Source organism: Pseudoalteromonas sp. Angola-7 (assembly GCF_028599255.1).
GTDB lineage: Bacteria > Pseudomonadota > Gammaproteobacteria > Enterobacterales > Alteromonadaceae > Pseudoalteromonas > Pseudoalteromonas atlantica.
Genome location: NZ_JAQREL010000008.1, coordinates 19,047 through 37,752, shown reverse-complemented (window position 1 = coordinate 37,752; position 18,706 = coordinate 19,047). Strand labels below are relative to the sequence as shown.

Annotated in this window: 24 protein-coding genes; 14 read left to right on the top strand and 10 right to left on the bottom strand. The window is 37.4% G+C overall.

The window, feature by feature from the left end:
- Positions 1 to 11: 11 nt before the first annotated feature.
- The 12 genes from PSH50_RS12150 (at position 12) to PSH50_RS12095 (ending at position 8,723) form a co-directional block, all read left to right on the top strand.
- Entirely contained in the window at positions 12 to 566 is a 555-nt protein-coding gene (locus PSH50_RS12150; RefSeq protein WP_273609663.1) for a hypothetical protein, read from the top strand.
- Between the two features lie 21 nt (positions 567 to 587).
- Positions 588 to 797 (top strand): hypothetical protein, encoded by a 210-nt coding sequence (locus PSH50_RS12145; RefSeq protein ID WP_273587706.1) that lies wholly within the window; start codon positions 588 to 590, stop codon positions 795 to 797.
- A 118-nt stretch (positions 798 to 915) separates the two neighbouring features.
- Entirely contained in the window at positions 916 to 2,265 is a 1,350-nt protein-coding gene (locus tag PSH50_RS12140) for a hypothetical protein (RefSeq protein WP_273609662.1), read from the top strand.
- A 78-nt stretch (positions 2,266 to 2,343) separates the two neighbouring features.
- Complete coding sequence (locus PSH50_RS12135) at positions 2,344 to 3,090, top strand: PRTRC system protein B (protein ID WP_273609661.1); 747 nt, start codon at positions 2,344 to 2,346, stop codon at positions 3,088 to 3,090.
- Positions 3,091 to 3,092: 2 nt separating this feature from the next.
- Positions 3,093 to 3,896, top strand: a complete 804-nt coding sequence (locus PSH50_RS12130) for a PRTRC system ThiF family protein (RefSeq protein WP_273587703.1) — start codon at positions 3,093 to 3,095, stop codon at positions 3,894 to 3,896.
- 11 nt (positions 3,897 to 3,907) lie between these two features.
- On the top strand, positions 3,908 to 4,087 hold the full coding sequence (locus tag PSH50_RS12125) for a hypothetical protein (protein ID WP_273609660.1): 180 nt from the start codon (positions 3,908 to 3,910) through the stop codon (positions 4,085 to 4,087).
- Positions 4,088 to 4,192: 105 nt separating this feature from the next.
- Entirely contained in the window at positions 4,193 to 4,621 is a 429-nt protein-coding gene (locus tag PSH50_RS12120; RefSeq protein WP_273587701.1) for a hypothetical protein, read from the top strand.
- 16 nt (positions 4,622 to 4,637) lie between these two features.
- Positions 4,638 to 5,435, top strand: coding sequence for a hypothetical protein (locus PSH50_RS12115; RefSeq protein WP_273609659.1), 798 nt, complete (start codon positions 4,638 to 4,640; stop codon positions 5,433 to 5,435).
- A 154-nt stretch (positions 5,436 to 5,589) separates the two neighbouring features.
- Entirely contained in the window at positions 5,590 to 5,826 is a 237-nt protein-coding gene (locus PSH50_RS12110) for a hypothetical protein (protein WP_273587699.1), read from the top strand.
- Between the two features lie 78 nt (positions 5,827 to 5,904).
- Entirely contained in the window at positions 5,905 to 6,387 is a 483-nt protein-coding gene (locus PSH50_RS12105) for a single-stranded DNA-binding protein (RefSeq protein WP_273609658.1), read from the top strand.
- A gap of 451 nt (positions 6,388 to 6,838) precedes the next feature.
- Positions 6,839 to 8,281, top strand: coding sequence for a hypothetical protein (locus PSH50_RS12100; RefSeq protein ID WP_273587697.1), 1,443 nt, complete (start codon positions 6,839 to 6,841; stop codon positions 8,279 to 8,281).
- Between the two features lies 1 nt (position 8,282).
- Positions 8,283 to 8,723 carry a hypothetical protein gene (locus tag PSH50_RS12095; RefSeq protein WP_273587696.1) on the top strand — a complete coding sequence of 147 codons (441 nt, stop codon included), beginning with the start codon at positions 8,283 to 8,285 and terminating at the stop codon, positions 8,721 to 8,723.
- Positions 8,724 to 8,778: 55 nt separating this feature from the next.
- On the opposite strand, the gene PSH50_RS12090 is transcribed toward PSH50_RS12095, so the two are convergent.
- Entirely contained in the window at positions 8,779 to 9,717 is a 939-nt protein-coding gene (locus tag PSH50_RS12090) for a hypothetical protein (RefSeq protein WP_273609657.1), read from the bottom strand.
- On the bottom strand, positions 9,718 to 10,911 hold the full coding sequence (locus PSH50_RS12085) for an AAA family ATPase (RefSeq protein WP_273587694.1): 1,194 nt from the start codon (positions 10,909 to 10,911) through the stop codon (positions 9,718 to 9,720).
- 200 nt (positions 10,912 to 11,111) lie between these two features.
- On the opposite strand from PSH50_RS12085, the gene PSH50_RS12080 reads away from it, so the two are divergent.
- Both PSH50_RS12080 and PSH50_RS12075 read left to right on the top strand, forming a co-directional pair.
- On the top strand, positions 11,112 to 11,243 hold the full coding sequence (locus PSH50_RS12080; RefSeq protein WP_273587693.1) for a hypothetical protein: 132 nt from the start codon (positions 11,112 to 11,114) through the stop codon (positions 11,241 to 11,243).
- Between the two features lie 8 nt (positions 11,244 to 11,251).
- Positions 11,252 to 11,494 (top strand): hypothetical protein, encoded by a 243-nt coding sequence (locus PSH50_RS12075; RefSeq protein WP_273609656.1) that lies wholly within the window; start codon positions 11,252 to 11,254, stop codon positions 11,492 to 11,494.
- A gap of 214 nt (positions 11,495 to 11,708) precedes the next feature.
- On the opposite strand, the gene PSH50_RS12070 is transcribed toward PSH50_RS12075, so the two are convergent.
- The 8 genes from PSH50_RS12070 to PSH50_RS12035 all read right to left on the bottom strand — a co-directional run bounded on the left by PSH50_RS12070 (position 11,709) and on the right by PSH50_RS12035 (position 18,705).
- Positions 11,709 to 12,692, bottom strand: a complete 984-nt coding sequence (locus PSH50_RS12070; RefSeq protein ID WP_273609655.1) for a hypothetical protein — start codon at positions 12,690 to 12,692, stop codon at positions 11,709 to 11,711.
- Between the two features lie 473 nt (positions 12,693 to 13,165).
- Complete coding sequence (locus PSH50_RS12065) at positions 13,166 to 13,609, bottom strand: hypothetical protein (protein ID WP_273587690.1); 444 nt, start codon at positions 13,607 to 13,609, stop codon at positions 13,166 to 13,168.
- A complete protein-coding gene (locus PSH50_RS12060) occupies positions 13,606 to 14,964 on the bottom strand; it encodes a TrbI/VirB10 family protein (protein WP_273587689.1) in 1,359 nt (452 codons plus the stop codon). Before PSH50_RS12060 ends, PSH50_RS12065 begins: the two co-directional genes overlap by 4 nt.
- The gene (locus tag PSH50_RS12055) at positions 14,964 to 16,046 is read right to left on the bottom strand and encodes a hypothetical protein (protein WP_273609654.1); all 1,083 of its coding nucleotides are present in this window, start codon (positions 16,044 to 16,046) and stop codon (positions 14,964 to 14,966) included. The genes PSH50_RS12060 and PSH50_RS12055 overlap by 1 nt, the downstream gene beginning before the upstream one ends.
- A gap of 9 nt (positions 16,047 to 16,055) precedes the next feature.
- Entirely contained in the window at positions 16,056 to 16,706 is a 651-nt protein-coding gene (locus tag PSH50_RS12050) for a TraE/TraK family type IV conjugative transfer system protein (RefSeq protein ID WP_273587687.1), read from the bottom strand.
- An 11-nt stretch (positions 16,707 to 16,717) separates the two neighbouring features.
- The gene (gene traL / locus PSH50_RS12045; protein ID WP_273587686.1) at positions 16,718 to 17,017 is read right to left on the bottom strand and encodes a type IV conjugative transfer system protein TraL; all 300 of its coding nucleotides are present in this window, start codon (positions 17,015 to 17,017) and stop codon (positions 16,718 to 16,720) included.
- Between the two features lie 159 nt (positions 17,018 to 17,176).
- Complete coding sequence (locus tag PSH50_RS12040; protein WP_273587685.1) at positions 17,177 to 17,521, bottom strand: hypothetical protein; 345 nt, start codon at positions 17,519 to 17,521, stop codon at positions 17,177 to 17,179.
- 224 nt (positions 17,522 to 17,745) lie between these two features.
- On the bottom strand, positions 17,746 to 18,705 hold the full coding sequence (locus PSH50_RS12035; protein ID WP_273609653.1) for a S49 family peptidase: 960 nt from the start codon (positions 18,703 to 18,705) through the stop codon (positions 17,746 to 17,748).
- Between the last annotated feature and the right edge of the window lies 1 nt (position 18,706).

Below are 18,706 nucleotides of genomic sequence, written 5' to 3'. Positions count from 1 at the left end.
ACGGGATAACCATGTTAAACACTCTTAAAAAAATCATAGATAGTGCGGAATTAGCGGGTGTAGCTATCAACGTAACTTCGCCTAGCAATTCAGAGTTGGCCATTGTGTTTACACCAAAACTAGCCCCATTAAGCAAAAGCGCTCACAGCACGATTATAAGTGCATCTAAACCTAATGCAGAAAGTGACTTCAATCTACGTAAAACGTTATCTACTCCTTGGGTTATGAGTGGCACACCTGAAAGCATTGAAGAGCAATTAAACGCCTTTTATGAAAGTGCGGGAACAGCATTTAAACAAGCAAATGCAACTATGAATAGCTCTAGCTTTATCGAGGCGCTAACTAATGCAACTGCTAGCAAAAAAACTGAGGCAAAACCAACGCAAAAAACTAACGTTACCAAGCCTGTAAACGCGCCTGATGCAACGGAACAACAAGCGAATAGCAACACACCTTCGCCAGAAACAAATAAGCCTGAACTGCAAACAGTTCAAGAAACAAATAAGCCTGAACCTCAACCAACTCAAGATCTATTTAATGATTTTGATGAAATAGACTCAATTTAATTTTATAAGGTTTTAAATATTATGAATACATTAAAAAGAATTTTTAAAGTAGGTGCGCGTGAGATTGAAGCTCCACTAGCGAATGGCACTTTGCAGCAAAATGTTGAGCAATTAATGGTTAATTTCCCGATGTTTCGTTTCACGCATGTTCTTGAGAGTGATGGTGTACCACAACAAGATGGTTCAATTCTATACGAAGTGGAGCTACCACCATGCAAAACGAACGGGTAACGCCGCAAGCTCAATCAAATTACGATTATTTGATTGAGCTTAATAAAACCAATAACACTGTGAAAAATAACATTAGCAAGCCAAGAGTAAACATTAAATTTGAGAAGGAATACAAAACATGCGATTTATCAAAGGTTGTGGTTTTGAAACAAAAATTACTAAAAACTCAAGCGCCAGTGAATGTGCTAAGAATGTTTGCACCGCCATTAATGTAACAAACCCATTAATTAGCCTTACTGGTGAATCGCTAACTTATGAAGATTCAGACTATTTAGAGTCACTTAATCAGGCTTATTGCATAGCTCAAGCAAATGGCTTTATTCAAAAATATTCGAACGATATTATTGAAGCTATTAATTTAAAATTAATTCACCCAAACCAACTGCCAAATCTTCGCCCAACAACGTTGGCAGATGCTAAAGAGTCAGTTGATACTATCCGTAGTATTCTTGCTAGTGTTCCCAATAAGCTAATTGAGCTGCTTATGCCACATGTACACAATGCTAAAAAAGACTTGATAGCAGGTGGTATTCCTAGTGAAGTAATTGAAGAATTTGAAGAAAAGTTTAACCCTGAATTTGATTTTTCTTATATAAACAATGAACTTGTTTTAGAAACGCCTACTATCGAAGGTTGTTTAGTGGTCAGTATTGAGAGCTTTCGTGGTAACTCTAAAGCTGCAAGCGCCCTTGTTTCAATGCTATGCCAACAAGGTAGCTTGTTTGATGAAGGGTATAACGCATCTTACTACAATCACATGCAAGCTGGTGGTGTTATCACAGATACTAAAACCGTAGGGCGCATTAATAAATTACTATCTAGTAAGTTGGATTTAGATGAATTAGAGCAACAAATTGCGTGGGTTAAGTTAGCATTACCATTGTTGGCTGATATTGAAAAAAATTATGATCATGAAATATCTGAGTCGCTTATGATGAATTTTGACGCACTAGATTCAGAGCGGTTATTGGCATGTGATGAAAACTATGTTGATGAATTTGCTAACAGCCGATTAGAGTCAGACATTAACATGGAAGAATTAGTGGTGCATATACACCGTATGTTAACCACAATGGCGAGTTTTAGTTATTTAGCCTCAAGGTTTAAAGACCCTCAATTGTTTTCAAAGCTTAACAATAAAAAATCAAGCTCGGGTAAAATGTTGGCAGCTATATATGAGGTTGCTAGTAACGCTGTAGACAATACTTATTTAGAAATTGCTAATGAAGATCATATTGGTTTAAGAACGTTTGTTTTACCTGAATTTCTTAATCAAAATAACGAAGATGCCTATACCGCCATTGATGATGTTTATAATCACGCTTTTGAAGTGGACGAGCTTACATTAACCTATCAAATGTCGATGAATGAAAGTCATATAACAGCCGTAAAAAATTTATTAATCAATTCGTATTGTATGAACCTGCTGGGTTTTCTTAGTGAGCGCCCTAAACATTTTTGCTTTTAGTTTGGGTAATTCCGTTCGGTAGTCTGAATATTCAAATATTTTATTATGAACCTATATTGAAATGTAGGAGTGGATAAAGTGTTTGCACAAAAGAGTTCAGATGATTATATAAAGCATATTGATGACATTGCGGAAATAGGCGGCTTGAAGGGTCATTGCGCTATTGTTGTTAATCAATATCAAGGTTTAGCATATTTAACGTACCATGACATTGATGATCAAAATAAAATCAAAGATGGTAAATTTATCGACATACCCCAAGCTGTTAAAGCGCTGGCCACCTTAAACCCTGATGCTAATGATGATGAAACTAATTGGGTTGATACTGATGTTTTGTATACTAGTGATGCGCTATTAATTTGGTATACCCCCGCCCAATTAAGAACCCTATGGTTTACCTCTGGTGAAGAAAAATTTTCTATTAGAGTACACACACCAAGTTTTGTCTTTTCTCTTAATCGTAACGCCCGTAGATTAAATGTGTTTGCCTGTAAATCAAAATCACGCCCTACACCTGATACTAAACTCTATAACGCACCATTAATGAACGTGAGCCAAAGTGGCGACCTTTGCCTTGGCTCTGCAAAATTACCCGATAACCTTCAATCTGATAGCAAAAAACTGCGTAAGGCATGTGAAGCTGCGTTATTTGATACAAATTTTAGTCATGTGAATAACTACGAGACTTTCAAGAGTAAAAAGAAAGTGACAACAGCAGGTCATATTGCGTTTTGGAAAAAATTCGAAAAAGAAAATCGCGTGCCAAAAGCGAGTGAACTTGTCTTGTCTACTGTGTCTTTCAAAACATTAACTCAAGGAGCATAACAATGTATAAATCACCTCAATGGCTAACGGATAACGAATTTAAAGGCAGAAAAACAAAGGTTGTTATTATTGGTGCTGGTGGTACTGGCTCTGAGTTAATTAGCCAGCTATTCAAAATTAATTACACACTAATTGAGCTGGGTAGCGCGGGATTAGACGTAACTTTAATTGATGATGACATAGTTAGCCCTACAAACATTGGCCGCCAATCGTTCTACCCGTTTGATATTTCTCAGCCAAAATCAAAAACGCTAATAGATCGTTTTAATACGTTTGGTAACTTAAATTGGGAGTATGTTATTGAGCGAGTAACGCCACAGAACATACGCAATTTTATACCAAATAATTGTGTAGTATTTACATGTGTTGATAACCCTATTGCGCGTGTAACCGTTGGCGAGCATTTAAAGAAACGCATTAAGAGCGAAGTCATTTGGATTGATGGAGGAAACGGACGATCAGACGGACAGGTTGTATGCGGCACATATGAGAACAGACAGGACTTACCTTTTGCGCGTTTACCTTCTGTTTATGACTTGTATGGCCAACAACTAAAAACGCAGGAATACATACCTACTGAAAGTTGCTCTCATGTTGAAGCAATTAGAGCGCAAACTCTAGGTATAAATAATGCAATAGCCATGCAAATGACTCAGTTAATTTGGCAGTTAATCCGTGAAGGTGAAATACACGCGCATGGCGCTATTGTTGACCTTAAATCTTTTACAGTGAATGCCTTGCCAATAGACGCTGAAATCTGGACAATGTTCGGCTTCACAAGTTCGCCTTGTGCTAACTGTGAGTAAGGGAGTAATTCATGAAACAATATCATTTTGATTTTCTTTGCAAAAAACAAGAAAAAGAGATTCGCAAAACAGTGATTGCAAAGGGCAATTGTGTAGGTATGGCCTTAGACGATGCAGCAAAGCAGGCTGTGTCTTGGTTTGGAACATCTGATATATATTTAGAGTCATATTTTATTAGTAACATATTTTAAACCGATAATTATAACTCACTTCCCTCCCCTGAAATTCTGTTCGGTAGCGCTAATTTCATTTTGTGACAAACTTAACTTACATTCAATTTAGTTAGGTTTGTCAGTATGAAAATTGATTCTTATAAAGAGCGCTTAGCTCGTATTAAATCTATTCCTGATCTATACAGTGAAGTCAATGACGCGAAACGTACAGCAATGCAAGTGCGACTTTACGCTAAATCAAAACTTCCTTTGGAGCATCGTCACAACCCCGCCCTGCTGAAAATGTACCCCGAATTAAATGGCCTTTATACACGCGCTAAAAAAGTTGAACAGCAATTACAAGTCAATTTCCTACGAATTAAAGCCAATTTACGCGATGGCGAAGTAAGTGATCCAATTCCAAAGAGTGCCATTTCACACATTAGACGCAAAGCGCGTAGCTATTTTCATGTTTTAGGCAAACTGCCAAGTGAAGTGACTTATGAGGGTAACATATACCAAAGCGCGTCATATATGGCTTTCGTTAGCGATATTCCAAACATCAGTAAATAATTAAGGAGCAAAAATAATGTTTGCCATGAAAACTCCCCTTGAATTAAAAGTATCTCTTATGCAATTAGCTAGCTTGTTGCTGCATAGGGATTTTTTGAAGTTAGTCCTTAACACCAATCATCGATTTGACCAATTTCCTTTTGTTAGTGAGTTGGTGGAGCGTGAATCAATAAAAGCCCTCTCACAATTGAAGGTGGTGGCCAAAAATGTGAGTGACTATGGTGAGTTCCGTAAAGACGTCGAAATAATGGAAAAAGAATATATTATTAACATTATTACTACGGCATCGGCAGCAATCCGCTCACTTGCCGATTCAATCTGTTCAGATCACGTTCCTAAGCGCTTATCTTCATTTACAGTGAGCAAAGATGAAATCTTTTTAGATAAAGCCGCTGCGTTTTTCGATACCGACTTTGGTTTAGCGTACAGCTCTTCTCTAAGTACGGTAACGAGTGGCCATGCAGCATATGATAATTACAATGTACCGTCCTTGTATTTTTTTATGGGCATATACCTAATGCTTAGAAAGACCACCAGCTCTAATACGAATAACGTTATTTTTGAGGGGTTGATTAATCATGTTCTATTACGTGGACGTGATTATGTTTTAAGTGGCCACCCTGCTGATTTGTTCGCACATGATGTAATGAGTATAACAACCGCACCAAAAACAGGCTTAAAGGGTATCTATATACATGACGATGCATTAATCACTAAAGCAGCTATACAAGATGGTGAAACCCCCGAAGGTAACTATTCTACTTACTATGATTTTTCAGAATTAAATCAAACTAGTTTTAAATTGGTCGGATAATAAATTACAGAGGTCTTTTTTACCCTTTGTATTATTTTTACTTGTGCCATTTTATAGATAAATTAATGTCCACGAATTAAATCTTAAAGCGATAAGACAAATGTATTTACGTTACTTCTTTAAATTTGTACGCATAAGTATGGTGGTGCTTTGTATGACCATTGTTCTAGTGGCTTCAATAATGTTTATTTGCTTGTCATTATTTCCACCAATGGAGATAGCAACTGATTCCACCATAACTGAAAGTCAGTATGTGTTCGCTGTGTTCAAAGAGAGCCTAAAATATAGCTTATTAATGCTTTCAGTTTTTTATATAGCAGATCGTGGTGTACGTAAAGCTGATAAGGCAAAACGTATAACTTTAACTTCAACTAAAGAAACAGCTAATTAAAGTGATTCTAGGTCAGTAGCCTAAGTTACTAAATTTGATTTAATAGTTTTATACTAAATAAACGTTAAGAGACTTTTTATGTTTAATCAATCTATTGTTCTCGGCAATTTATTCCAAGACCCTATAATGCGTTACACCACTGGTGGTTTACCTATCGTTAATATACGTATCGGCACTAACACTTATTATGTTGTTAATGGGGAAAAGCAACAGAAAACGGAAAGCCATGATGTATTTTTTACAGGTAAAGTTGCTGTTAATATTGAAAAATATCTTAACAAAGGCAGCTTAGTTTTTGTGATAGGTGAGCAGAGCACTTCTATTCAAAATGACGATGTTAAGGGCAAGATTGTCCATAAAAAAATAAAAGGCCATTCAATTAAATTTTTAGACGGCAAAAATAAAGATCATGCCTATATGGATAACAACACATTGGAACAAGGTAATGAACCTAAAGCTCCTATTTACAACGAGTATCAAAGAAATAATCTAGCAAGTAATAGTGCGCCTCAACCACAATTTGAGCAGGGTGGCTTTGCACCAGAGGCAGATTTTGAGTAAGTTAAGCGATCAGTAAAGAGCATTGAGAAGTGAAATCAAAAGAGTGCTTAGCACTCTTTTTTTCGTTTACCTGCCGGCGACCCGAAAATTGCCCCGTATCGTTTTGGCATAAAATTATTCCCCCCAAATTATAGCGGAAGTAATAATTAATTTAGAAAAGATAAAATAATTATTACCTGAGTGATTAAAACCTTCATTTTACCGATTGAAATTAAAGGGATGTGGTGTAAAATGAAGTCTGCTCATAGGGTTTTGAGCAGTAAAACGTAAGTTTGGTGTCGCATCAGTTTTGAATTGGTTACTCTCCACTGGTGCGTCATTTCCCCCCTCTTCTACTAATCCAAATAAACATCAAGTTAATTACACAGGCATTATTTGCACTCTCTATTTTTTAACTTCAAAGATAAAAAACGCTTTAATACGCTTATACATCATATAAGCGGAGCAGGTAATGCTAAGAAAGTTAATTTATACGAGCCTACTGGCCACTATCTCTTTTAGTGCGCTAAGTATTGAGCAAACAGAAATCATAGACTTACAACAAAAAGCCAGTGTTGGTGACACCGCAGCTCAGCTTTTGCTTGGCCAATTAATGCTAACCAATAAAATTGAAGTTCCCGGCGATAAAGCTGATAAGGGTATTGATCTAATACTACGAGCTGCCCAGGCAGGCAATGCAAAGGCGCAGTTTACAGTTGGTGTATTGTATGAAAAGGGAATGATTGGCTCAGTAGATTTGGAAAAAGCTTACATAGCTTATGAAGATGCGGCAAAAAATGGTTATGTTAAATCATTGGTTAATATGGGTTACATCAAAGAACAGCAAGGAAATTTAATTCAAGCTCGCACTTTATATAGCGAAGCTGGAGATAAGGGTGACGCGCTAGGTTATCTCAACCTGCATATTTTAGAAAAGCGCGAAGGGAATAAAAAGCAAGCCGATAAAGCGCTCATTGCAGCAGCCCAAGCTGGGAATTCCTCAGCTCAATACATATACGCTTCAGAATTATTGAAACTCAATAAAGCACACCCGTTGAATGATGCCTCCCCCGCTATTTTATGGTTGAAAGTCGCTGCTAAACAAGGAAATGAAGATGCGATAAGTGATTTGATTTCACTCTATGACAAAGGAATGTTCAACAGTGATGATTTGATTTTTATAGAGTCATTATTAAATAAATTGTCTTCACAGGGCGTTGCTAAGGCTTCCTTTATTCTTGCAAAATATTTTATCAAAGAACACAACTCCTACAGTGATGCATGGCCATTACTTTCCACTGCAATAGCAAATAATGTTAATGGCGCTTTAGCGTATAAAAACTTGCTCCTTGACTCAAAGCCTTCAATGACTATCGATAAAGATATTTATATCGTTTCAGATGAACAAGCAAATAACCAACCTCCTATTCTAATAGAGCAAGGTTCCCAAATTAATGTAGTAGATGAACATCAAAATGGCCTCGTTTTTGTAATAGCAGATCAAGAAGGGGTTCATGGCTATATTGAATCGAAGTTATTATATGCAGATGAAGATAGCGTTGAAGTAATAGATGAGCTTGAAGGTGCTCAAGAAGTTGAAGTGTCCACTGAGCCCCCTAATAACGCCACTAAAACACCTGTTAAGTCTGATTCAGTTTCACAGATTAAAATTAAAAACGCTCAGCAGACTGATATTCATACTGAAAAAACAAATATTCAAAAGGTCGTTGCACTCATTAACCGACCTGTTAACTTTAGAGAAAATGCGCACCCTCAAAGTAAGATAATTAGCTCATTGAATGTTGGAGATGAAGTTACATTTATCTCTTCAGATGATTGGGGGTGGGCCCAAGTGATACATAATGGAACTCATGGTTACGTTATGGCACGAGCTATTGATTATGACGAGAAGTAATATGCATAAATTAGAAAGTTTGGTTCAAAGCCTTATTAAGCAAACAGCAGAGCAATCTTTCAAAAAAGCGGCTAACTTAACCTTACACTCCAATGTAATTAGTTGCCCAAATGGAATAGAGATTAAAATAGACAAGCCTGCAATGTGTGGGTGTTGTAAAAAGCCCGTTGAAGTATTTAATGTTCGAGATGTACATTATCCGGTAGATAAAAAAAATACAGTTATGCACCGAGCTACATATTGTCGGCACACCGACTCGTATAGCCAGGATATATATATCATTTTCAGTTATTTACTTGGTGCTAAGCTTCATTATTTAAAACGTAATAATGAATTAAGTTTTCCAATAGCCACGTTTTCGTTACCTATTGGTAAAGCGCTCAAGATAAGCCTGATGAAACTAGTCGATACTCTTAAAAGCAAGTTTGTATCCAATCACTGACAACCAAAAAAAATGCGCTTTTCAGCGCATTTTTTATTTATATGTATTAGCTTTATTAGCTCTCAAGTATAGCTCTAAGCTGCTCAGCCTTTCCTTCAGCTAATTCCTTACTTAATGTCAGTTTTACTTCTCCAGAGGCGTTGGTAGCGATTTTCACACCCTTTACGCTGGCTAGAGGCGCATAACTTGGTGGTAGTTCAAACTGCTTACTTGGCTTTTTGATATATTCTGTGATTTCTTTTTCTACTGCTTTGGCAGCCTTAGTGTAAATATCACTATTTAATAGGGTACCGCTATTATGCTGTTCAAGCTCATCTGGGGTCAGGTGTTCAGTAAACGCAGAGCATGCATTGATTATTTCACCAAGCTCATCCTCTTTACCCTTCAACGATGTAAGAAAACGTACTGTGATATAGCTTAAACCTGGAAACAATGAATAAAGCTCTTGAGGTATCGAAAGTATTTTCTTTGCATTAAAAGCTGTCGTTTTAGATATTTTAAGCATGTCAGCAATCTGTTGATGGCTTTTATCTTGAAGGCCTTCTTTCTCTATGTGTAAAGCTACATCTATAGTTGTCGGCTTTCTGTATATGTCAGCGATTGTAGCTATGTGAGCTTGATCTTTTAAATCCATTTCTGGAGTTAAAAGTACATTAAGATAAGCATCTTCAATTTTGCTCACGCAATATGAACGTCGAGAACCTTCGAGAATTGTTAATTCATCTTTAGTGCCTACCGCTCTAACTGGAAACGTATTGCCTTTCTCTGCTTTAATTAACGGATAAAGATCTGAAACGTCCGCAAGCGATAAGTGCTGTTGATTTCTAGGGTTTAACGAAGAGACCGTTACCGATGTGGGTATCTTGCTGCTATGTACTTTAATTAATTTAAATACATAGGTTTTCCCTGTAATCGGACTTTCCCACTCTGTGCCTTCATCTAGGTCTAAATCTATATCAGCTGAAGGTCTTCCAAATGTTTTTCTAGTACCCATCTATTCACTCTCACGCAATTCATTAATCATTTCAAAAAACGATTCAGCAAAGTCATGTGCTGCATCTTTCGCGCGCTTTAGGCTTTCAGCGCTACCCTCGTAATTTTTTGGCAAACCTGTAATAACAGTATCAAAAGACTCACCTGAACGCTCAAACGCGTCTAATTTTGGCAGGGACTTATTAAGCATGGTGTTGAATACTGCTTTTGTATGCCTACGTGCCTCAATATTATTCCTCTTTTTATCTTGGTATTTAGTCATAAATCCAATGTGAGCTTTTACATTTAACTCCGCGCCAGAATCTATGATTTTTTGCTCTAACATTGGCAGGCGGTTTAAAAATTTTAACGTTGAATGTAGATCAACTTGCGCTGGTGGAACCGGTGTAAGCAATATATCTGCAGCAACCATTGAATTAAGCATGAAGGAGTCAATATGTGGTCCCGCATCAACGATAATAAATGAATATTCATCTTTAATTTTATCGATAATATTCTTCTTCAACACTTGATATATATCGTCTTTCGCTATCTCGGCCTCTACACAAATAGCTTCCCAATTTGCTGCTAGAAATGCATCTTCAATTGACGCTGGCATAATATCTACACCTGGGATGGCTGAAGGATAAATGTAATCAGAAAGGATTTCTTCTTTAGGCAAATCCTGCAACATCGCCTGCGCGCTGGTGGTATCAAGGCTTCCTTTAGTAAGGTTATGGTTCATAAACATCGTAGCTGACGATTGTGGATCTAGGTCAATTACCAGTGTTTTTATATCGTATGGCACTAAGTTAGGTGAAGTTCTTAATGATTGCGCAAGTGTCACACCTGAAACGGTTTTACTCACCCCCCCTTTTAAAGAACACATAAAAACAGTTATGGCATTGGGTTGAAAATCTTTTAACTTTTCATGGCCTCTATATTCATAGATTTTAGTAACATCTTCTATGGTAATACCATAAACACTGTTTGCACCTTGTTTAACACGATTAAATTCATAACCACTTGCTTCCATATTTGCGACAGTATTATCAACTACCGCACGTGTAAGATCCGGGAACACTTTATGTAAGCTCGATTTAGTGTATGTAAGTGAATATGATTCTTCTCCTGCAAGTCGTCTTTGCTCAGTTACGGAGTCTGAAAATTGGGCTAGTTTTGCTTTGGCTTTTCGTGCCATGTGGTGAAAGTTCATTCTCTAAACCTCGTCATTTTAATATATGTAGCATTTTTGTCTTTGTGTTTAATTCCTACATATTATATTCAAACTTACATACGTGCAATAACCGCACATAATATTAGTACACGGTTTTTAATAACTCATATTTAGATCGGTAGCCAGAAAAGTGAATGTTGATAATATCTTTATAACAAATCACTTAGAGCGAGAAACTAATGGGTAGTTTATTTACTAAACGTGTTATTGAAGCACAAAAAGAGCTTGGTTTAACCAAACGTTCAACTGAAGAATTAATGTTTGCCATCAAGGCAAAAGCTAACAACTTTAAGCCAAAGACATTTCACTAGGAGCTATCATGATTGCTTTATTCATAATTTTAATGGGCTTGTTTTTCTTAATCTGTATAAGCTCATCTATGTTTGTTGATACTGCTTCACAGCAACAGTTAAGTGAATGTGGTGTTTCATTACATTCACCAGATGCTATTGATAACTTCAACAACGATGATCATAGCTTATTAAAAGCTGATTATTTTATTGATCTAAATCGTCCTGAAATACTGTTTAACGAAGAACGGTGTCTTTCTCACGATCTTTAATTAGACGCTGCGCTTCTAAAGGCAGCTCTAATAAATTTATTTAAGTATGTCTGTTAATTCATCCCCCAAATAATTGTTTTCAAACAAAGCTGCTCTTATAACAAAGCATCAGCCCTAAGATTTAACTCAATTAATCAGTGTATTTTGATTGGAAATTAGCGAATTTATGGTGTTTTTTTGAGGGGGATGCAGCTATGTGCCTTCAGCGTGTGAATTATTGGTGAAAGTCTTTTACTAGTTTTATCATTGCTTCGTAATAGGGTGGGGAGCCTTTATCAAGCGCTGGGTGCTGTTCCCTTACTCTTTCTTCTATTTCAAAAATTGAGAACACTGGCACGTTAAGGTTAACAACCAAGCGGTTAAATTGCTGTTCAGCTGAGAGCTGTGGTTTTTGCGGTGCTTCTGTTTGTGCGTTATCACTTTTTTGATTTTTAATCAGTGATGCTAGTTTCTTCTTTATATCCTTAATATCACCAGGAAGGTTGAATTCGTTTTTTATTCTAGCTTTTAGTGCTTTTAAGGCGTGACTGTCATTTTCTTGGATTGACGCGCTTACCAATGCTCGTAAGTGCTGAGCTTTATTTTCTTTATTTACGTCATAGCCGCTCTTAACATCGTGCTTATGCTGAGAATGGATGAGTTTTTTAATTGTTTTCTTGTTTACACCGAGGGATGAAAAAAGTTCCGGTGTGATGAATATACGCATGCTTTGATAGCGTTTCAGCTTCACGCAGTAGTTTTGCTGGAGCATGACGAGCCCGGCGGCAGCTAAGTCTTTAAGAGCGTTTAATACAGGGTTGTAGTTATCACGGCCGTGTCGGTACTTTTTCGTGGGTTCTGATACATGGAGTTGGTTTATCTGTTTGGCCAAACTCTTAACTGACATTTTAATTTCAAATAGCGACTCTGAGTTTAGCTTGTAGTTGGCACAATAAACTAACGCTTTCATGGTTTCACGAAGTGTCTGCTCGCGCTCTATTCTAAGGCGATTAGTGCGCGCTGGAAGTATTTTTTGACTGTAGCCGAGATTAACAACACCACCAGCATAGCGCATTTTATTCAAATACGGATTACGCTGAAAGTTATGCTTTTCTATATGTGTCATAAGCATCTTCGCAATTGGATTTTTAGATTTCAAATCAAAGTGCGGGATCAAATGCCTATGCACTGAGCGACCTGTTAATACAGAATCACTCATTGCTTGGTATGCACACCAAAGAGAGTTATTTTCATAATTAAAATGCTTATAACTTAAATTTTAGCCAAAAAAGCCCTTGACCTTATTTTTATGTAGTTATAAGCTAACCCTAGTTTTCGTGGGATTGACCAGTTGGCGCTGGTTGCTTACAACATTTACATAAAAATAAAACCTTATTTAGAACCGACTTTATTGTCGGTTTTTTGTTTTCTTTATTGTTTTGCAATGTCTTTTATAATTTTATTTTTATTCTATAAATTAACCTTTTAAATTACTTAGTGTTTCTGAAATTCTGTCAGAGCATACTTGCGTTAAATGTATTGATCAAGAAAATTCCCAAAAGTTGTTTAGTTTTTTAATTTGATAAGTTTTTTCAATCGGTAGCCAAGAAATTAGTTTTGCGTATTATATCTCTTAAGGGTTAGGCCGAGTATCCAGCACTACTCTCCGCTGGGTACTTGGCCTTTTATTATTTAAGGCTGCAAGCTCTCTAATTTCTTAATTAACTTATCCGCATCCTTTTCTGCTTGTTTTAGAATTCCTTTTTGAAACGCTTCTATGTCTACCCCACGTTTCTCGGCCATTGTAAATATGTCACTTACACTTAAGTTTCTAAACTGTCTATTAGATGGCGCGGTTATAGTCTGCTGGCTGTTTAAGATCAAAACGCCTTCGTCTTCCATCATTTTTATTAATAAACCAAACGCTTCCATCGCTTCATATTGTGAGCTCCCATCTTCGACGAACTTGTTCACCAACTGTTTTGCATCTAAAGCAATGACTTGCTGTTGTTTACTGGTGACCTGCGCTTTTAACTGAGAAATTTCTTTCATTTGTAGATAAGTTTTTATACTCACCAAAGCTAATATCGCAATGCTGGTGGCTAGAACAAATTTAATTAAGACGCTTTTCATCATTGTATGTCCTTAATATCGTCTTGGTTTAATTGAAGTGTCATACCTTTTTGCACTAAAAAATCAACCTCAATGCCCGCGGGAATTTCTATTACTGGCCACATAGCTTCAGCAATAGCTAGGTAATATGATGCAACCCTCTCCATTGCACTACTCGCACCTTCCATAATACCTGCACCGGCGTACTGGTCTAAGTTCTGACTTTGCCAAACTGTAGATGCGCTCAGCTCGGTATTAAGTGAAGGTACTTGCTGTGGTTTTGCCGCGCTCGCAAATCCTGATAAGAAACCTGCCTTTATCGAGTTGCCTATGGCTTTACCACTGCGCTCAATAACCGTTCCGCGAATACCTGTTAAACCGTCCGAACTAGAAACGGCATAAGCTGTTAACGGTTTTTCAATTGCTTGGCCATCATTCGTAATACAAGAAATTGCTTCAGCTCGTACTTCAACACGTTCACTCGCTAAGTTACCTATGCCAGCGCCAAGTATCATACATTCACGTATATCCAGTGAGAAAAAGTTAGGCATGATTGCTTCACGCTTTACGCGTAAAAGAATTGGGATAGGCGTTTCAGTTGAGCCCACTTTCGTCGGTGCTGCAACACCGTTGATAAGTGTTCCTGATAATATGGACCCCATCGCGAGCGTAAACTCACCTTTATCGCCTTTGGCTGATGGGTTCCTTTCTTTACTAACCTTTGCAGTTGAGCCTTCACGACTATCATCTACATTCTGTGTTTCATTGGTTAAGCGTTGAACTTTAATATCACTTATAGTTACTTCGCCCGAGCGTTGTACTTCTCTTATACTACGCTGGGTAATAGTTCTAATTACGTTGCCTTTAATTTGAGGTGATTGCGTTATTATTTCCGTTTGAGGCCTATATAGCACATTAGGTGTTTGTGGGTTTGCCTGATAGTTAACTGGCTCCCCCTGTACTTTAAATTCCCTTTTATTAAGCTGTGTACTTATGTCTACCGGCTTCTTATTGGTTGAATTTAGTTTTTTAAGCTCAAAAATTTCATTTTGCATTTGTTGAATGCTTAACTTCAACTGCTCCACGCTTTCAGCATCTTTACTATACTTAGCTTCCATTTCACGCTCTTTATCGGCCAAGCGCACTTTCATCTCATCCACTATGCCCTCAGCCTCTTGCTGGTCAATAGTCTCCAGTGAGTCAGATAGGCCTAGTATCGATGTTACGCTTTGATTTTGAACTTGCGTTTCTGTCATCGATTCATCTGCAAACAATGAACTTCCAATAAACCACAGTACAACACATGCTATGCCGCCCAAAATAGCTTTTCGTAACCATGGATTGTCTTCAACGTAGGTTTGTATATTTTCCTTTAGCATTACTTAGCTCCCATCGTTAATCGCGGTCTTGTCTGGCCATACGCTTCAGAACTGGCCTTTTGTATCTTGCGAATAATGTAAATCTCAGTTTCTTCCCCAGGCTGTAGGTATGACTTAGGGTAAAGCGCTACCGAAGTGACACCATCATTTAGACACATTTCTTCACGTACTTGATAAACACGATCGCTATCGTTGTGCACCAATACAACATCAATCAAATCGCGACTTCCACTTAAACGCTGGCCCGCCTCATGGTATATAGCAATACGGCAGGGGTGCTTTAGGTACTTGGGTATGTCGTTTGTAATTGAATAACCAACAGGTGTCTTTCCTTGAGCTATCGGCTTTAATATTGAAACAATGTTCTTTTGGTAGCTTGATGAGCGCAATATTGGTGAGTTTTGAGCTTCCATTTTCGCTTTATCAATTTTCTTCTGCTTTTCTAACTCATTAAAATAATTTAATGCTTTTAATTTCATTTCTGCAGGCATTTCAATATCAATTTCAACCATGGCTGGGGGAGATGACATTGGTACTAAAACAATTGATATTTCCGATTCTAATACGCCATCTTCTGATAGCAATAAGCTAATAGGCTGCGTTGTTCTTAGTGTTGCATATAGGTGGCCATCTTCGACTTCTAATAAAGCTTGTTCTGAATCGGCACTTGTTTTCACTGATAAACTTCTAAAGTTGGTTCTTATAGCGTTACTAAATCCTTGCCCTACAGGAATAACAATGTTTCTACCCGGTTTCAGCTTGTACGACTGCTCAGGCTTAAAGCTTTGCTTTACCTTTTGTAAAAAATCCGGCTCAGAGTTTGAGGTTGCATGCTGGGAAACCCCGGCTTGATTGCTTGCTGCTGTATACGGACTTGTAGCTGTTCGTAAATCATTAGCGCCTTGATACGTTTTTTGGGTATTAGGCTGGCTAACAGGCTGTCCAACTGGCGTAGCATTCATCGGTTTTCTACCAAAGTCTGTCTTTATTGGTATGTCTAGTGCGTTCTCCTTTGAATAAACTGCCGGAGAAAGACTTAATGCTAAGCAGATTGATGCGGTTAACTTGTTTATTAATTTCATTTTAATTCCTTAATCGTCACTTATTGCTTCTTTGATTTCGCTGCTTAACATCGGATTTTCTTCAACTTGATATTCAACATCTCGGTTCTTTGGTAAGCCTTTATAGGAGTTAAAGTGTGTTATGGCCGCACGCTCTGAAAAAGGCTCTATCCTAAACTCATAAGTCCAACGATGAGGTAAGTTGCTTTTATTGCTTGTAGACTTTAATTTGATTGTTCTATCACCCCAAATCCAAACTAGATCTTTTTCAGGGTCATAAATTGCATCTTTAATTACAAAGCTTTGTTCTGCATCGCGCGCTATTAAAATTTGAACTTCTTTTTTCAGTGCGGGTAATATTTGCTGTCGTAAATAGGGTGAGAGCATGCTATCAATCTGGTTTAATACAAAATCAGCATTGTCTTTAGATAAGTTACCGGCTATTGATGCCGCCGCCACAGCCCAGCGTAATTTGTACTCTTTATTGGCTACATTACCTGCTACTACAAGAGGCTTGCTAAAGTTAGGGGGAGTGGCGATTACTTTAGTGTCTTTAAACGCTAAAGCACAAGCAAGCACTGTGCATATGCCCAGTAGACCATATTGAATCACTTTGTTTTGTGTTGTAGAAGCCTTGATTTCACTAATGGACTTTATAACTTTGCTTTCACTTTTTTTCATCTAAATCTATCCTATTGAAAATATTCACGGCTATATGGATCTGGTATGTATCTACTTTGCTTTAAAAATGGCAAAGCGCCATTCCACCAGAGGAAGTGCAAAATAAAACCACGCGAATAACGTTCTTCAGTATATTTGAGTGTGAAAAACCAAAATAAACCAACTGTAAGCAGTTCCATTGGCTTGTTTACTAGGATGCCAAATCCAAAGCACATAATTGGCATAAGTACATAGTGCATTGGCCAGAGTATTAGAGTTAGCGGCTCATTCACCCTTTTCGGCATTCTGTATTCATAAGGATTGTCTGACATTCGCTTTTCCTTTTATTAATTTATATGCGGTATTATTTATCGTCAGAGAGGGATTTCATAAAAATACAGAGGGTGTATTTGCTATCTGTAATAAATTTGTGGCAATAAAAAAGGCTCTTTGAAGAGCCTTTTTTATTAGGAGGGGAAACTACGTTTTTATTAAAGGCCTGGGATACCAGCAGTAAAGATTAAGTCTAGAACTGCACCAGCGTTAACCATTAATACTGCGCCAAGGAATGCACCAGCGGCCATTGTGTAATTTTGCTGAGTGATATTGTAAACAGAGTAAAAGAATGCAAGTAGTGATATTGTTTTACCTGGAATACCCTTTACCCAACCATCAAACGTCGTATAAATCGTGTTCCACTCTGTACCACTACCTGCAGCAAGCGCTAATGTTGAAAAAATCACACATGCTACTGCTAAAGCGATCATAAAGTATTTTGTTTTTTTAGGTGTCTCAACTTTGTTCATAGTTTCGATGTTTGCTATTGCTATACTCATGGTTATCTCCGATTAATGAGTGTTGTAAATTTCAAAGTGATTATTCACTGTTGTTAGTTAATTTAAAAATTTTAGAGCGTACTAAAATGGCCACTCTAAACTGTGCAAATTTAAAGAAGCACCTTTAATGTTGTTCTATTCATTCTCAGCAAAATCATTATTACGCGATGTTTTCTTTTTTATAAATTTTAGAGAGGGTTAAAAACGCAACTGTAACCTTCTATTTATAAAATCCCACCTAATAAACGACTTAAACTAAACCCTTGCGCGTTGAATGATTTAGCGTTTTTGGTGTTTGTTATCTCCATTAGCTCATTTTCAACTTCTATTGTGCTGCTTATACCATCGATAAAACCTTTAGCGTGTGCGTCATTTCCAAGCCAAACCATTCCATTAAACAAATTAGGATCGTTTTCTAGCTTATTTTTCCTGGCTTCTAATACTGCCGAGACAAAGTTATTGTGCATTGGCATCATTAAAGCATCTCTTAGTAGCTGCTCATCTTCGTCGTTCAGCTGTTTAAATGGATCAATAAGTACCTTTTTCTGCACGGAAGTTAAAATTTGTTTTTTAATCCCTAACTTCTCTGCTAACCCGGTAAAATCCCATGAGTCCATGCGTACACCTATTGAGCCGACCATTGAGCTTTTATGTGCATATATTTTGTCTGCTGGTGATATAGCCTGGTAACAAGCTGAAGCGCATACTGCTTGTATGCTTACATACAGAGGCTTTCGTTCTGATAAAGGCTTTTCTGTATAGGTTTTTATAAATGAGTATGCTGTTTCGCCTTGTACTAGAGATCCCCCACCAGAGTTAACTAACAGCATGATAGCGCTAGCATTTTCATCTGCATCAGCACGTTGAATTTCCTTCGCTAAATTGTATCCAGAGCCGCCACCAGCATCGGTCATTTCCCCTTCAAGCTTAATTTGTGACACATATTTAGGCTTTTTAATTTCTAACGTATCTGTTTTCCAGTTTATTAATATCGCTGTAATGAACCCGCCAAAAAGGATGAACGTTTTGAATACTTGCGAAAATGAATACGCTTTGGCTACCGGCCCTAGCTTCGATTCAACAGTGCTTGTTAACTGAGAAATTGCCTGCGTTAAGTTTTCGGGCTCAACCCTTTCAATTGACGTTTTCTTTATTTTGGATTTTCTCAATAAATTTTTAATCATC